The sequence below is a fragment of the Microbacterium sp. NPDC055683 genome (assembly GCF_053617895.1).
Genome location: NZ_JBSHGQ010000062.1, coordinates 1 through 14846 on the forward strand (window position 1 = coordinate 1; position 14846 = coordinate 14846).

A 14846-nucleotide genomic window follows, 5' to 3' on the forward strand; every position below is an offset into this window, starting at 1 on the left:
GCCCGGCATCGCCGGGCGGCGCTTCCCGCGTTTCCCGGACGTTCATCCCCCCGACTGGAATATATTCACCTGAATGGGTATTGTTCTCCTGTGACGCCGCGCGCTGCGGCCCAGACACGCGAGGAGCACTCATGACCATCGACATCCCCGGCTACCGCCCCGGCACCTACAACCTCGACCCGTCGCACAGCGAGGTCGGCTTCGAGGTGCGTCACATGATGATCTCGAAGGTGCGCGGCGCCTTCGCCGTCAAGGAGGCGACCATCGTCCTCCCCGAGAACGTGCTCGAGGCCACGGTCTCCGCCACGGCCGACGCGGCCTCGCTCGACACCAAGGACGAGGGGCGCGACCAGCACCTCCGCTCCGGCGACTTCTTCGACGTCGAGACGTTCCCCAAGATCTCGTTCCAGTCCACGGGCGTCCGCCACGAGGGCGGCGACTTCCTCGTCGACGGCGACCTCACGATCAAGGACGTCACGAAGCCCGTGACGTTCGAGCTCGAGTTCGGCGGCTTCGGCACCGACCCGTGGGGCAACTACAAGGCGGGTGCGACGGCGACGACGACCATCAACCGCGAGGAGTTCGGCCTCACGTGGAACGCCGCGCTCGAGACGGGCGGCGTCCTCGTCGGCAAGGACGTGAAGATCACGCTCGACCTGCAGGGCGCCCTCGCCGCCTGATCCCGGCGCGATCCGCGAGCCGGTCCCCGAGCGGGCCGGCTCGCGGCGTCTCACAGGACGGGCTCGGCCGCGTCGTACGCGCGGAACCGCGGCGCCCGCCGCACGAGCGCCGTCGTGATCGCGATCACGAGCATCCCCCCGAGCAGGGGAGGGAGCCAGGTGCCGCCGCCCGGCGCGGCCGCGGCGAGGGTCGCGAGACCCCCCGCGTACAGCGCGCCGAGTCGGGGGCCACCCGTCACGACGACGATGAACACGCCCTGCAGCCGCCCGCGGATGGCGTCGGGGACCGCCTGTTGCAGCATCGTCTGGCGGTAGATGGAGCTGATGTTGTCCGCGGCTCCCGTCGCCACGAGGCACAGCATGGCGAGCGCGATGAACCCGACGCGCGGGCCCGCGCCGTCGCCGGGCAGGAGTGCGGCGGCGACGAGGACGAGGCCGAACAGGGTCGTGGCGATGCCGAAGGCGCGGATGGCGAGCTCGATGCCCCGCCCGTGCCGGCGATAGGCCGAGATCCGGCCGGAGAACAGGCTCGACGCGAATGCTCCCACGGCGTTCGCCGCGACGAGCAGGCCCGTCGTGATCTCGCCGCCGCCGAGGACGACCGCGCCGATGGCGGGGAACAGTGCGAGCGGATTGCCGAACGTCATCGCGACGATGTCGAGCACGAACTGCAGGCGGATGTTGGGCGCGCGCCGCAGGAACCGCCATCCGTCCGCGAGAGCCGAGAGCCCCGGGCGCACGGCCGCTCCCTCCGGACGCAGGCGGGGGAGCGTCCACAGGCCGAGGAAGAGCGACAGCATGAGGACGACGTCGAGCGTGTAGGTCACGGGATAGCCGAACAGCGCGACGAGGAGCCCGCCGAGCGCGGGGCCCACCATCACCATGAGGCCCACCGTGATGCCGTTCAGGGCGGCCGCGGCCGGGATGAGCGCGGCGCCGACGAGGCGCGGGGTGATGGCCATCTTCGTCGCCGACACGATGGAGTTGGCGGCGGCGTTGACGATCGAGAGAGCGTACAGCCATGCGGCATCGACGGCGCCGGTCCAGGCGAGGACGGCCAGCAGCGCCGTCGAGAGCCACGTCGCGGACGCCGCGACCAGTGCGACGGCGCGGCGGTCGAACCAGTCGGCGAGCATGCCGCCGTAGAGCCCGGCGGCGATGAGGGGGAGGAGCCCCGCCACGGCGATCATCGACACCGCGAACGTCGATCCCGTCAGGTGGTACATGTGCAGCATGACCGCCGTGAGGGTGAGCTGTCCGCCCAGGCCGCCGAGCGTCGAGCCGACCCAGAGGCGGGCGAAGGCCGGGCTCTGCGTGAGGGGCCGCAGATCGAGGAGCACGCGCGAGGTCATCCGGGAGAGGCTATCGGCTCGCCGACGGGTGCCGGATGGGGTAGACTCGCGTGGTTGCCGTTCGATCGGCCGCGGATAAAGAGAGCTCGCGCAGAAGGCGCAGGGCACCGCGCAATGAGCAGAGAGGGGATCGAATCTATGGCACTGGAAGCAGACGTCAAGAAGGCGATCATCGAAGAGTACGCGACGCACCCCGGTGACACCGGATCCCCCGAGGTGCAGGTCGCACTGCTGACGCAGCGCATCAAGGACCTCACCGAGCACCTCAAGGAGCACAAGCACGACCACCACTCGCGTCGTGGCCTGTTCCTGCTCGTCGGTCAGCGTCGTCGTCTGCTCGGCTACCTCCAGGACATCGACATCGAGCGCTACCGCTCGCTGATCGAGCGTCTCGGTCTCCGCCGATAAGGCAGAGCGCACCGGCGTTCAATCGTCTTCTCGAAGGCCCGTCCCACGGTGTGGGGCGGGCCTTCGCCGTCGGCGGGAGGCCGAGCGCTCAGCGGGGCGGCGCCTTGGGGCGCCGCGAGCCGGTGGGGTCGTTCCTCCGGCCCGGCAGGAGCGAGGGGTCGCGAAAGAGCCAGCGCGCGCGGGGTTCGACGAGCGGTCCCGTCAGCCAGCGCACGGGGCGCGTGGCGAGCAGGATCGTCACGGCGACCGACAGCACGCACACCGTCGGCAGCCACAGCCAGGTCGGCTCGAGGTCGCGCAGCACGCCCGACTCGCGGAACGGGTACAGCACGAAGGAGTGCAGCAGGTAGACGTACATGGTGTACTGCCCGAGCCGGGAGAGCGGCGTCCGGCGTCGCGGCACGAGCACGAAGAACGCCGCGGAGAGGACGAGCCCGATCGCGAGCGTGAGCAGGCGCATCGCGCCGCCCCACCACACCGGGTGGGGGAGCAGGTCGGTGTAGGCGTCGTCGTAGAAGAACCAGTACCGCAGCTCGATGTCGCGCCACACGTCGATGCCGCTCCAGGCGAGCCATCCGTCGACGGCGAACAGCGCGACGGCCGCCGCGTACAGCCACCACGGGCGATGCCGAAGCAGGCCGAAGCGCTCGACGACGTCGTGCTCGCGCAGCCACCATCCCAGCACGAAGAACGGCAGGAATCCGAGCGTGCGCGAGAGCGAGAAGGTGCTGTCGACGTTCGGCAGGTAGCCGACGCCGACGGAGATCAGCACGGACCACAGCAGCGGCCAGCGCAGCAGCGCGAGGTACGGCAGGACGAGGCGGAAGATCCCGAGTGCGAGGAGGAACCACAGCGTCCAGGACGGCTCGGTGAGGTTGGGGTCGGCGCGGCCCTCGACGAGCAGCTTCGTCAGCCACCAGAGGCCCTCGAAGACGAGGTACGGCAGGAGGACGTCCGTCATCAGTCGCACCATCTGCCGCCGCGACGGCGGATCGGACTTCGAGAAGTAGCCGGAGATGATGGCGAAGGCGGGCATGTGGAACGCGTAGAACGCGAGGTACATGGCGTACGCGATGTCGGAGTCGTAGATGAGGCGCTGGATGGCGTGCCCCAGGACGACGAGCACGATGCAGGCGAATCGCGCGTTGTCCCAGAACGGCACGCGCCGCTTCGCCCTGACCGTCTCCGTCGACGCCGTCGCCGGCGGCCGTGCCTCGCTCGTCATCGATCCCACGCTATCGGCACCCGGCCGCTCGGGGGGATGATCGACGCGGTGCGGAATAGATTCGCGCCGACGCCGTTGCACAGGGTATATTCAAACGCATGGAAATGACGGGCGGGCGACCGACGTCGGATTGGGAGGAAACCATGAGCGACCAGACCCCCTGGGCAGGGATGCAGTTCGGTCTCATGTCCGTCAGCGACGTCACGCGCGACCCCACGACGGGCCGCACCCCGAGCGAGGCCGAGCGCATCCGCGACGTCATCACGATCGCGAAGCACGCCGAGGAGGCGGGGCTGGACGTCTTCGCGCTCGGCGAGCATCACAACCCGCCCTTCTTCTCGTCGTCGCCCACGACGACCCTCGCCGCGATCGCCGCGCAGACCGAGCGTCTCGTCGTCTCGACGTCGACGACGCTCATCACGACCAACGACCCCGTGCGCATCGCGGAGGACTACGCGATGCTGCAGCACGTGTCGGGCGGTCGGATGGACCTCATGATGGGGCGCGGCAACACCGGCCCCGTCTACCCCTGGTTCGGCAAGGACATCCGCCAGGGCCTGCAGCTCGCGATCGAGAACTACAACCTGCTGCACCGACTGTGGACGGAGGACGTCGTCGACTGGGAGGGGGCGTTCCGCACCCCGCTGCAGGGCTTCACCTCGACGCCCCGGCCGCTCGACGACGTCAAGCCGTTCGTCTGGCACGGCTCCATCCGCACGCCCGAGATCGCCGAGCAGGCCGCCTACTACGGCGACGGCTTCTTCGCGAACAACATCTTCTGGCCCAAGGAGCACTACCAGCGGCTCATCAACCTCTACCGTCAGCGGTACGCGCACTACGGTCACGGCACGCCGGAGCAGGCGATCGTGGGCCTCGGCGGCCAGGTGTTCATCGCGAAGAGCTCGCAGGACGCCGTGCGGCAGTTCCGCCCCTACTTCGACGCCGCCCCCGTGTACGGCAATGGCCCCGCCATGGAGGACTTCACCGAGATGACGCCGCTCACGGTCGGCTCGCCGCAGCAGGTGATCGACCGCTATGCCGCGATGCGCGACACCTTCGGCGACTACCAGCGCCAGCTCTTCCTCGCCGACCACGCGGGCCTTCCGCTCAAGACCGTGCTCGAGCAGATCGACTTCCTCGGCCAGGACGTCGTGCCGGTCCTCCGCAGGGAGCTCGCGCAGAACCGTCCGTCGTCGGTTCCGGATGCGCCGACCCACGCCGCCCGCGTGAAGGCGAAGTACGGCGACGCCGAGCCCCGCCAGCCGCGCCCGAACGCCAACCGCGGCGACAACGTCACGGGCGGGTCGCCCTACCAGGACACCGACGCGGTCGAGGCCGCGAAGCCCGGTGCGGCGTTCGGCGCCGCGGCGACGGGGCGCTGACCCATGGCCGCCCGACGCCTCGTCGTCCTCTCCGCGGGGATCTCGGACCCCTCGTCGACCAGGCTCCTCGCCGATCGTCTGACGCGAGCCGTGCTCGACGACCTCGACGCACGCGGTGTCGAGACGGAGGTCTCGGTCTTCGAGCTCCGCGACTACGCGCACGACATCATGAACAACATGCTCACCGGGTTCGCACCGAAGCCGCTCGCCGAGGTCATGGCATCCGTGGCGGCGGCCGACGCGATCATCGCCGTCACGCCGATCTTCTCGACGTCGTACTCCGGGCTGTTCAAGTCGTTCGTCGACGTGCTCGACCGTGACGCGATCGAGGGGACGCCCGTGCTCCTCGGCGCCACGGCGGGCACGCCGCGGCACTCGCTCGCCATCGACTACGCCATCCGCCCGCTGTTCACCTACCTGCACGCCGAGCCCGTGCCGACGGGCGTCTTCGCGGCCTCCGACGACTGGGGCCAGGGGGCGGACCGCGTCGCGCCGCTGCAGAAGCGCATCGACCGCGGAGCCCGCGAGCTCGCCGACGCCGTGGCGGGTCGCGGTGAGAGCGAGAAGGTCGACCCGTTCTCACCGGAGAGCTACCTCGGCGAGGGCGGCTCGTTCGAGGCGCTGCTGGGCGGCATCGGCCGCTGAGACCGCGGGAGGGCCCTCCCGCAGGAGGCCCCGGTCCGGGAGGACCGGGGCCTCCTGCGTCTCATCGCCCTGCCGCTCCGCGCGGCGCCCAGCGGGAGACGGCGGCGTCGGTCAGCCATCCGAGTGCGAGCGCCACGACGATCGACACGAGCACGGCGGGCACCGGCCCACCCGGCACGACCGCGCCGACCGCTGCCCCGACGAGAGCCTGGTACGCCGCCCATGCGAGCGCAGCGCCCGCTGAGACCGGCAGGTAGCGCGATGCCGGGATGCGGGCGGCGCCCGCGGCGAGGTTCACGACGAGACGGGCGAACGGGATGAAGCGCACCGTGAAGACGGCGACCGCGACATGCCCCTCGAGTCTCCGCTCGGCCCACTCGAGCGTGCGCCGGAAGCGCGGGCGGCGCATGAGCCGCCACCGGCGGGGATGGAAGCGCCGTCCGACCGCATAGCAGGCGGCATCGCCCGCGAACGCGCCGGCCGCCGCGACGCCGATGACGGCCCACAGGGGAGGCCCCTCCTGCCCCAGGGCGACCGCGCCGAGCACGGTGACCGCGATCTCGCCCGGCACGACGACGAGGAACGCGTCGGCGAGGACGAGGCCGAACAGGATCGCGAGGGCCCAGGGGTCGCCCGCGAGCGCTCCGACGACGCGGTCGAGCGCGCCGAGCGCCTCGTCCAGCACGTCCGCTCAGCCGCCCACGGGGGGCGCCGGCAGCGGGCTCTCGTCGCCCAGGCCCCGCCCCGGCACCGTCACGAGCGCGTCGTGCTTGGGCCCGAGTCCGTCGCCCGCGGTCCGTCCTCGCAGCCTCCGCCAGATCCAGGGCAGCGCATGCTTGCGCACCCAGCCGGGACCCGGCTCGTCGTCGTCGGCGTGCAGCGCGTCGTCCAGCCCGCCGAGGGCTGCGGCGTGGGGGATGCCGACGACCTCGGCGGCACGGTAGGCGAGCAGACGGTGTCCGCGCGAGCGCAGGTGCACCTTGTCCTCGGCGTACATCGAGAGGTCGCCGAGCTCGGGGAGCGCCTCCACATCCAGCAGGAGCGAGTCCGTCTCGGCGGCGATGCGGCGGATCTCGTGCGCGAACGCCGCGAACCGGCGGGCGAACAGCATCACGGCCCGCCTGCGGGGGAGGAACGGCGTGACGAGAAGCACGTCGGCGCCCGTCGCGCGGATGTCGCGCACGACGCCCTCGAGCTCTCGGGCGAGCGCGACGGGATCGGCGCCGTGGCCGACGAGGTCGTTGGCGCCCATGAGGATGGACACGAGGTCGGGGCGCAGCGCGATCGCCTGCGGCGCCTGCGTCGTCACGAGGTCGCGCACGCGGCGGCTGCGCACGGCGAGGTTGGCGTAGCGGAAGGGCGTGTCGGCGTCCTGCGCGAGGAGCGACGCGAGGCGGTCGGCCCAGCCGCGGTAGAGCCCCTCCCGCATGCGCGAGGAGTCGCACAGGCCCTCCGTGAGGGAGTCGCCCAGCGCGACGAACGTGCTCCACCGGCGCGGCTCGGCAGGGCGCCGGGGCGCGAGCGGGCGCGTCGCACCGCGGACGAGGAGCGCGTCGTCGTAGGCGCGCAGGCGACCTGCCTCGCGGTAGTGCCCGACGAGCTGCCCCGTGACGGCGTCCCACGTGCGGTGCTGCACGCTCGCGTGCGCGGCCTCTCCGAAGGAGCGGCGCTTGGCGTCGTCGCCCAGGAGGTCGTCCACGCGCGCCCGCAGGTCGGCGAGGTCTCCCGGGCGGTAGAGCCATCCGTCGACGCTGCTGCGCACGAGGTCGACGGGACCGCCCCTTCCCGTCGCGACGACGGGGACGCCGCTCGCGAGGGCCTCCTGCACGGTCTGGCAGAACGTCTCGCTCTCGCCCGGATGGACGAACACGTCGAAGCTGGCGAGGGCCGCGGCAAGGTCGTCGCCGCCGAGGAAGCCCGTGAAGACCGCGCCGGGCAGGGCGCGCTCGAGGCGCGCGCGCTCCGGCCCGTCGCCCACGACGACGAGGCGCGCACCGGGGATCCCGCACAGCGCGCGCAGATCCTCCACCTGCTTCTCCGGTGCGAGACGACCCATGTAGCCGACGATCCGCTCGCCGGGCGCGATCGATCGGCGCCATTGCTCCGAGCGCCGCGAGGGCGAGAACCGTGCGGCGTCGACGCCGCGCCCCCAGCGCGCGAGCCGGTCGACGCCGAGCGCGCCGAGCTGCTGCTCGGCGGCCGAGGAGGGCGCGAGCGTGAGCGTGGCGCGCCGGTGGAGGCGGGCGACGTGCGCGGCGGCGGCGGTCGCGGCGCCGGGGATGCCGTAGCGCTCCGTGTAGGCGACGACGTCGGTCTGGTAGACGGCGACCGTCGGGATCCGCAGGGCGTCCGCCGCGGCCAGCGCCTGCCAACCGAGCACGAAGGGAGACGCGAGATGCACGACGTCGGGACGGAACTCCTCGAGGATCCGCCGGATGCGCCGGGCCGGCGCGAGCGCGACGCGCACGTCGGGGTACGAGGGGAGCGGGACGGAGGCGAGGAACGCGGTCCCGTCGGCCACGCGGCCCGGTCGCTGACCTGCCGCCCGCGGGGCGACGACGAGGGTCTCGTGACCCTGCGCCTCGAGACGGCGCTGCACCTGGAGGACGGAGTTCGTCACCCCGTTCATGTGGGGGAGGAAGCTCTCCGCGAAGACGGCGACTCTCACGTCTCCAGGGTGACGCCGCCGGATGACCCCCGGCGGCGGTTTCGCGAGCGGTTCGCGCGATGTTCACCGGATGGCCGCGCTCGTTCACGGCCCGGTCAGCCGTCCGCGTCGGTGGCCGGCTCCAGGACGAGGGAGAGGTAGGCGCGCAGGCCGCCCACGACGTCCACGCTCGGTTCGAGCAGCCACTGGGTCTGCAGCCCGTCCCACAGCGCGATGAGGCCCGTCGCCGCGACCGCGGGGTCGACGCCGGGCCGCAGACGGCCCTCCTCGTCCAGGCGCCGCAGCTGCGCGGCGTACTCGGCGCGCAGCTGCGAGAACCGGTCGGAGAAATGGGCGCGCGCCGGATGGTCGTCGGTCACGGCCTCGCCGCAGAGGACGGCGTAGAGCTCGGGAAGGCCGCGATGATGCGCGTTGAGCTCCGCCTGGGCCAGCACCGAGTCGGTCCACGGCAGCCCCGGCGGCGGCTTATCGACGGCGTCGCGGTGCGCGAGCACCGCGAGCAGCAGGTCGCGCTTGCGGGGGAAGTAGTGCAGCAGGCTCGTCTGCGACACGCCGATGCGGTCGGCGATGTCCTGCAGGGATCCCGACAGGTAGCCCTTCGCGGCGAAGACCTCGAGGGCGGCGTCCACGATCGCGCGGCGGCGCTCGGCGGATCGCGCGTACGGGCCCCGTCGGCGCGGGGGAACGGCGTCGTCCATGCGGGAAGCGTAGTGCCCGGGTCGAATATCGAGTACCCACTCGAACTCTGTGCTAGCTTCGTCGGCACGCGGACCGACCGGACCGCGCGCCGCGAGGGAGCGGCGTCTTCACAGGGACGTGGAGGGGACATGGGAGCGCTGACGCGAAGACAGCTCCTGGGAGCGGGTCTCGGCGCCGTCGCGGCCGGGATGCTCGCGGGGTGCGCCGCACCGGGGACGACCTCGGTCAACAGCCGTCCGACCATCCCGCCGGCGACCGGCGGGCCGATCACGCTCACGTACTGGGCCTGGCTCAAGGACCTCCAGAAGGTCGCCGACGTCTGGAACGCCCGGAACCCCGATGTGCAGGTCGAGGCCGTCTGGATCCCGGGCGGGAACGCAGGCGGGTACCAGAAGCTCTACTCCGCGCTCGCCGCGGGCGGCGGCCCCGACATCGCGCAGGTCGAGATGCGCTCCATCCCCGAGTTCATGCTCGTGGACGGCCTCGTCGATCTCGGCCGCTACGGCGCAGCCGAGCACGCGGAGAAGTACGACCCCACGCTCTGGGGGCAGGTGAGCTTCGGCGACGGGGTCTACGCCATCCCGCAGGATTCGGGACCGATGGCGTGGTACTACCAGCAGCCCGCCCTCGAGCAGATCGGAGCAGAGCCGCCCGCGACCTGGGACGACTGGCTCGCACTCGCCCGCGAGATGCGCGCGGCGGGGTCGTACCTCGACACCTTCCCGATCGGCGACGCCTCGGTGTTCGCGATGTACGCCACCCAGGCGGGAGCGTCGTGGCTGCGCGCCGGCGACGACGGGTGGGAGATCGACATGGCGGACGACGCCACGCTCGAGGTCGCGGACTTCTGGGACCGCGTCGTCGACGAAGACCTCGTCACGACGGCGTACGGCAACTTCTCGCCGGCATGGTTCGCCGCAGCGGCAGACGGCGGCATCGCGGCCGTGACGGGAGCCAGCTGGGCCGACGCGCTCATCCAGGGCGTCGCGGGCGGGGAGGGGCGCTGGCGCGTGGCGCCCATGCCCGTCTGGCCGGGTCGGGGCTACGGGTCGAGCTACCAGGGCGGCTCGACCGCGGCCGTGCTCGCGAACAGCCGCCATCCCCGCGAGGCGATGGAGTTCGCGGTCTGGATGACGACGTCGCCGGAGGGCATCGACGCCATGATCGAGCACAGCGGCATCGGATGGTCGCCGGCCGCCGGCTACATCGGCGCGCAGCGCGAGCGTCCCTCCGAGTTCTTCAGCGGTCAGAGCTACAACACCGAGGTGTTCGTGCCGGCCGCGCGGGACCAGAACCCCGACTGGGTCTGGTGGCCCATCACGCAGCAGTCGTTCAACATCCTGTCCGACGGGTTCCGCAGGAAGGCGTCCGGGCAGACGTTCGTCGAGTCGGTGCGCGAGGCGGAGGCGCAGATCACGTCCGTCTTCCGCAACAAGGGGCTCCGCATCCGGAAGGCGGGATCATGAGCGAGACGCGCACGATCGTCACGTCGGGCGCGCCGCGGCGCCGTCAGGCGGCCCGCTCGGCGGCGCAGTCCCGCGCGCCCTGGATGCTCCTCGCGCCGTTCCTGCTCCTGTTCGCGCTCACGTTCGTGCTGCCGATCCTCGTCGCCGTCGGGTCGAGCTTCACGCGCGTGCAGCGGGAGGGGCTGTTCGGCGAGGAAGGGGTGACGACCTCGTTCGCATGGTTCGACAACTACGCCCTCGCCCTCGCCGACGGCAACTTCCTCGCCTCCATCGGCCGGATGCTGCTGTTCGGGGTGGTGCAGGTGCCGGTCATGATCGCCGCGGCGACGGTCCTCGCGCTCCTGCTGGAGTCCGCCTCGGCGATGTGGCCCGGCCTCTTCCGCGCGCTGTACTTCATGCCCTACGGCATCCCGGGCGTCATCGCGACGATCCTGTGGTCGTTCCTCTACGTCCCCGGCCTCAGCCCGGTGATCGACGTCGCCTCCTGGATGGGGGTGGACCTCGACTTCCTGGGCGCGGGCAGCGTGCTGTGGTCGATCGCCAACATCGTCACCTGGACGTACGTGGGCTACAACATGCTCATCATCGTCGCGCAGTTGAAGGCCATCCCTGCCGAGCTCTACGAGGCCGCGCGCATCGACGGGGCCTCCGCGCTGAGGATCGCCCGGAGCATCCAGCTCCCCCTCATCGCTCCGGCCCTCGTGCTCACGACCGTGTTCAGCATCATCGGCACGCTGCAGCTGTTCGCCGAAGCCGACGTCCTGAAGACGGTCGCGCCCGCCATCGACTCGCAGTACACGCCCAACCTGTCGGCGTACACGACCGCTTTCGCGTACAACGACGACAATGTGGCGGCGGCGCAGGCCGTCCTCATCGCGCTCGCCGCGTTCGCCCTGTCGTTCCTCTTCCTCCGTCTCACGAACAGGAGCGGCCGATGACCGCGGCATCCCCGCGCGCCGACGACGCGCCCACGTCCACGCTCGCCGCGGTGAACCCGCGCGGATCGGCTTCCGCCCGCCGGCGCTCGCGCGCCTCGCGGATCGTGGTGACGGGCGTCCTCGTGGTCGTCGCCCTCTACTTCCTCGTGCCCGTGTACTGGGTCGTCGTCGCGGCGACCAAGTCGACCGAGGACCTCTTCTCCACCTTCGGGTTCTGGTTCGCGCCCAGCTTCCACCTCTTCGAGAACCTCGGGCAGGTGCTCGCGTACGACGGCGGGGTGTTCGTGCGGTGGTTCCTCAACTCGATCCTCTACGCCGGCGTCGGCGCGGTGCTCGCGACCTACTTCGCCGCGGCGGGAGGCTACGCGCTCGCGAAGTACCGCTTCCGCGGGAGGGACGCGGTGTTCGGCACCATCCTCGGCGGTGTTCTCGTGCCGGCGACGGCGACGGCGCTGCCGCTCTTCCTCCTGTTCAGCCAGCTCGGTCTCGCGAACACGTACTGGAGCGTCCTGCTGCCCTCGCTGGTGTCGCCCTTCGGGCTGTTCCTGTGCCGGATCTACGCGGACGCGACGATGGACGACTCGCTCATGGAGGCGGCGCGCCTCGACGGCGCGGGGGAGCTGCGCATCTTCCACACGGTGGGGCTGCGCATCCTGACCCCGGCGCTCGTGACGGTGTTCCTCTTCCAGCTCGTCGGCATCTGGAACAACTACTTCCTGCCGCTCGTCATGCTCGCCGACCAGGACCTGTACCCCATCACCCTCGGCCTGAACAACTGGCGCGGCCAGGTCGACCGGCTGCCCGAGTTCTACGAGCTGACGACGGGCGGCGTGCTGCTGTCGATCATCCCCCTCGCCGTCGCCATGATCGTCCTCCAGCGGTTCTGGCGCGGCGGGCTCACGGAGGGCTCCGTGAAGTAGCACAGGGACGTCGTGGGGCGCGCTGATAGGGTGGGACGGTCCGCATTCTGCGGACCCGCGGCGTCACGCCGCGCCCTGGACGCCTTCTCGCGTCCTGCATGACTCGCCCGTCACACGGAGGGGCGAGGGTAAACAAAGAAGGAGAGACCTCTTGGAAGGTCCTGAAATCACCGCAGCCGAGGCCGTTCTCGACAACGGACGCTTCGGCACCCGCACCATCCGCTTCGAGACCGGCCGTCTCGCGCAGCAGGCGCAGGGCGCCGTCGCCGCGTACCTCGATGAGGAGACGATGCTCCTCTCGGCCACCAGCGCGTCGAAGAACCCCCGCGAGGGCTTCGACTTCTTCCCCCTGACGGTCGACGTCGAGGAGCGCTCGTACGCCGCCGGCAAGATCCCCGGCTCGTTCTTCCGCCGCGAGGGCCGCCCCTCCACCGAGGCCATCCTCGTGTGCCGCCTCATCGACCGTCCGCTGCGTCCGTCGTTCGTCGACGGCCTCCGCAACGAGATCCAGATCGTCGTCACGGTGCTCTCGATCGCGCCGGGCGAGTTCTACGACGCTCTCGCGATCAACGCGGCGTCGGCGTCGACGCAGATCTCCGGGCTGCCGTTCTCCGGCCCCATCGCCGGCGTGCGCCTCGCGCTCATCCCGGGCCAGGCCGGCAACGCCGACCAGTGGGTCGCGTTCCCCAACGCCGAGCTGCTCGAGTCGGCCGTGTTCGACCTCGTCGTCGCCGGTCGCGTCGTCACGGACGCCGACGGCTCCGAGGACGTCGCCATCATGATGGTCGAGGCCGAGGCGACCGAGGCGAGCTGGAACCTCATCAAGTCGGGCGCCACGAAGCCGAGCGAGGAGATCGTCGCGCAGGGCCTGGAGGCCTCCAAGCCCTTCATCAAGCAGCTCGTCGCGGCGCAGGCCGAGATGGCCGCGAAGTCGTCGAAGGCCCCGCTGGAGTTCCCCGTCTTCCCGGCGTACAGCCAGGAGACGTACGACTTCGTCGCCGCCCAGGCGCAGGCCGACCTCGAGAAGGTCTACCTCATCGCCGACAAGCAGGAGCGCCAGTCGGCCGACGACGAGGTCAAGGCCCGCGTCAAGGCCGCCCTCGTCGAGAAGGTCGAGGCGGGCGAGCTCCCCGCCGCGGCACCGCTCGAGTTCGGGGCGGCGTACAAGTCCGTCACGAAGAAGATCGTGCGCGGCCGCATCCTCACGGAGGGCGTCCGCATGGACGGCCGCGGCCTCGCCGACATCCGTCCGCTCGACGCCGAGGTGCAGGTCATCCCGCGCGTCCACGGCTCGGCGATCTTCCAGCGCGGCGAGACGCAGATCATGGGTGTCACGACGCTCAACATGCTCAAGATGGAGCAGCAGATCGACTCGCTGTCGCCCACGACGAGCAAGCGCTACATGCACCACTACAACTTCCCGCCCTACTCGACCGGCGAGACCGGCCGCGTGGGCAGCCCGAAGCGCCGCGAGATCGGGCACGGCTTCCTGGCCGAGCGCGCGCTCGCGCCCGTGCTCCCGAGCCGCGAGGAGTTCCCCTACGCGATCCGTCAGGTGTCCGAGGCCCTCGGCTCCAACGGCTCGACGTCGATGGGCTCGGTGTGCGCCTCGACCCTGTCGCTCCTCAACGCGGGCGTGCCGCTGCGCGCCGCCGTCGCGGGCATCGCGATGGGTCTCGTGTCCGACGAGGTCGACGGCCAGACGCGCTACGCCGCGCTGACCGACATCCTCGGCGCCGAGGACGCTCTCGGAGACATGGACTTCAAGGTCGCCGGAACGAGCGAGTTCGTCACGGCCATCCAGCTGGACACGAAGCTCGACGGCATCCCCTCCGAGGTGCTCGCGGGCGCGCTCACGCAGGCGAAGGACGCGCGTCTGCGCATCCTCGAGGTGTTGAACGCGGCCATCGACGGTCCCGACGAGATGGCCCCCACGGCCCCGCGCGTCATCAGCGTGCAGATCCCGGTCGACAAGATCGGCGAGCTCATCGGCCCCAAGGGCAAGACGATCAACGCCATCCAGGACGAGACCGGCGCGCAGATCTCCATCGAGGAGGACGGCACCGTCTACATCGGCGCGACCGACGGTCCGTCGGCCGAGGCCGCGCGTGCCCAGGTGAACGCGATCGCGAACCCGACGAACCCCGAGATCGGCGACACGTTCCTCGGAACGGCCGTCAACATCGCGAAGTTCGGCGTCTTCGTCTCGCTGCTGCCCGGCAAGGACGGACTGCTGCACGTCACCGAGCTGCGCAAGCTCAACGGCGGCAAGCGCGTCGAGGCGATCGAGGACGTCGTCAGCGTGGGTCAGAAGATCCTCGTGCGCATCTCGAAGGTCGACGACCGCGGCAAGCTGTCGCTCGAGATCGTCGACGAGGAGTCGGACTCCGCCGAGGCGCCCGCGGAGGCTCCCGCCGAGGTCTGATCCCGTCCGCACGAAGGGCCGGTCGCGCATGCGCGACC

13 protein-coding genes are annotated in these 14846 nt (G+C 71.2%); 8 read left to right on the forward strand and 5 right to left on the reverse strand.

All coding sequences use genetic code 11. The features are described 5' to 3' along the window. Positions 1-131: 131 nt before the first annotated feature. Entirely contained in the window at positions 132-680 is a 549-nt protein-coding gene (locus ACWGPF_RS16625) for a YceI family protein (RefSeq protein ID WP_452333846.1), read from the forward strand. 50 nt (positions 681-730) lie between these two features. Here ACWGPF_RS16625 and ACWGPF_RS16630 read toward each other — a convergent pair whose 3' ends face one another. Beyond that, positions 731-2032, reverse strand: a complete 1302-nt coding sequence (locus ACWGPF_RS16630) for an MFS transporter (protein ID WP_452333847.1) — start codon at positions 2030-2032, stop codon at positions 731-733. Between the two features lie 138 nt (positions 2033-2170). Between ACWGPF_RS16630 and rpsO the strand changes: the two genes are divergently transcribed. Further along, entirely contained in the window at positions 2171-2440 is a 270-nt protein-coding gene (gene rpsO / locus ACWGPF_RS16635) for a 30S ribosomal protein S15 (protein WP_139890564.1), read from the forward strand. Positions 2441-2528: 88 nt separating this feature from the next. Here the strand turns inward: rpsO and ACWGPF_RS16640 are convergent, their stop codons facing one another. Beyond that, positions 2529-3665 (reverse strand): acyltransferase family protein, encoded by a 1137-nt coding sequence (locus ACWGPF_RS16640; RefSeq protein ID WP_452333848.1) that lies wholly within the window; start codon positions 3663-3665, stop codon positions 2529-2531. Between the two features lie 143 nt (positions 3666-3808). On the opposite strand from ACWGPF_RS16640, the gene ACWGPF_RS16645 reads away from it, so the two are divergent. Together ACWGPF_RS16645 and ACWGPF_RS16650 are read left to right on the forward strand one after the other, a co-directional pair. Next, a complete protein-coding gene (locus ACWGPF_RS16645; protein ID WP_452333849.1) occupies positions 3809-5047 on the forward strand; it encodes an LLM class flavin-dependent oxidoreductase in 1239 nt (412 codons plus the stop codon). 3 nt (positions 5048-5050) lie between these two features. Further along, positions 5051-5692: a CE1759 family FMN reductase gene (locus tag ACWGPF_RS16650; protein ID WP_452333850.1), complete on the forward strand. Its 642-nt coding sequence runs from the start codon at positions 5051-5053 to the stop codon at positions 5690-5692. 61 nt (positions 5693-5753) lie between these two features. Here the strand turns inward: ACWGPF_RS16650 and ACWGPF_RS16655 are convergent, their stop codons facing one another. From ACWGPF_RS16655 to ACWGPF_RS16665, 3 genes are all read right to left on the reverse strand, one after another. Next, entirely contained in the window at positions 5754-6377 is a 624-nt protein-coding gene (locus ACWGPF_RS16655; RefSeq protein ID WP_452333851.1) for a DedA family protein, read from the reverse strand. A gap of 6 nt (positions 6378-6383) precedes the next feature. Next, positions 6384-8360 (reverse strand): glycosyltransferase, encoded by a 1977-nt coding sequence (locus ACWGPF_RS16660; protein ID WP_452333852.1) that lies wholly within the window; start codon positions 8358-8360, stop codon positions 6384-6386. Positions 8361-8455: 95 nt separating this feature from the next. Continuing rightward, the gene (locus tag ACWGPF_RS16665) at positions 8456-9058 is read right to left on the reverse strand and encodes a TetR/AcrR family transcriptional regulator (RefSeq protein WP_452333853.1); all 603 of its coding nucleotides are present in this window, start codon (positions 9056-9058) and stop codon (positions 8456-8458) included. A gap of 129 nt (positions 9059-9187) precedes the next feature. On the opposite strand from ACWGPF_RS16665, the gene ACWGPF_RS16670 reads away from it, so the two are divergent. From ACWGPF_RS16670 to ACWGPF_RS16685, 4 genes are all read left to right on the forward strand, one after another. Then, positions 9188-10525, forward strand: a complete 1338-nt coding sequence (locus tag ACWGPF_RS16670) for an ABC transporter substrate-binding protein (RefSeq protein ID WP_452333854.1) — start codon at positions 9188-9190, stop codon at positions 10523-10525. Further along, positions 10522-11463: a carbohydrate ABC transporter permease gene (locus tag ACWGPF_RS16675; RefSeq protein WP_452333855.1), complete on the forward strand. Its 942-nt coding sequence runs from the start codon at positions 10522-10524 to the stop codon at positions 11461-11463. Before ACWGPF_RS16670 ends, ACWGPF_RS16675 begins: the two co-directional genes overlap by 4 nt. Then, complete coding sequence (locus ACWGPF_RS16680) at positions 11460-12383, forward strand: carbohydrate ABC transporter permease (protein ID WP_452333856.1); 924 nt, start codon at positions 11460-11462, stop codon at positions 12381-12383. Before ACWGPF_RS16675 ends, ACWGPF_RS16680 begins: the two co-directional genes overlap by 4 nt. 151 nt (positions 12384-12534) lie before the next feature. Continuing rightward, positions 12535-14808 carry a polyribonucleotide nucleotidyltransferase gene (locus tag ACWGPF_RS16685; protein WP_452333857.1) on the forward strand — a complete coding sequence of 758 codons (2274 nt, stop codon included), beginning with the start codon at positions 12535-12537 and terminating at the stop codon, positions 14806-14808. Positions 14809-14846: the final 38 nt, after the last annotated feature.

Excerpts from the sequence above, each read along its gene's own strand:
- ACWGPF_RS16650 (WP_452333850.1), top strand. The coding sequence starts at position 5,051 with ATGGCCGCCCGACGCCTCGTCGTCCTCTCCGCGGGGATCTCGGACCCC.
- ACWGPF_RS16625 (WP_452333846.1), top strand. The coding sequence starts at position 132 with ATGACCATCGACATCCCCGGCTACCGCCCCGGCACCTACAACCTCGAC.
- rpsO (WP_139890564.1), top strand. The coding sequence starts at position 2,171 with ATGGCACTGGAAGCAGACGTCAAGAAGGCGATCATCGAAGAGTACGCG.
- ACWGPF_RS16680 (WP_452333856.1), top strand. The coding sequence starts at position 11,460 with ATGACCGCGGCATCCCCGCGCGCCGACGACGCGCCCACGTCCACGCTC.
- ACWGPF_RS16645 (WP_452333849.1), top strand. The coding sequence starts at position 3,809 with ATGAGCGACCAGACCCCCTGGGCAGGGATGCAGTTCGGTCTCATGTCC.
- ACWGPF_RS16640 (WP_452333848.1), bottom strand. The coding sequence starts at position 3,665 with ATGACGAGCGAGGCACGGCCGCCGGCGACGGCGTCGACGGAGACGGTC.
- ACWGPF_RS16630 (WP_452333847.1), bottom strand. The coding sequence starts at position 2,032 with ATGACCTCGCGCGTGCTCCTCGATCTGCGGCCCCTCACGCAGAGCCCG.
- ACWGPF_RS16670 (WP_452333854.1), top strand. The coding sequence starts at position 9,188 with ATGGGAGCGCTGACGCGAAGACAGCTCCTGGGAGCGGGTCTCGGCGCC.
- ACWGPF_RS16665 (WP_452333853.1), bottom strand. The coding sequence starts at position 9,058 with ATGGACGACGCCGTTCCCCCGCGCCGACGGGGCCCGTACGCGCGATCC.
- ACWGPF_RS16675 (WP_452333855.1), top strand. The coding sequence starts at position 10,522 with ATGAGCGAGACGCGCACGATCGTCACGTCGGGCGCGCCGCGGCGCCGT.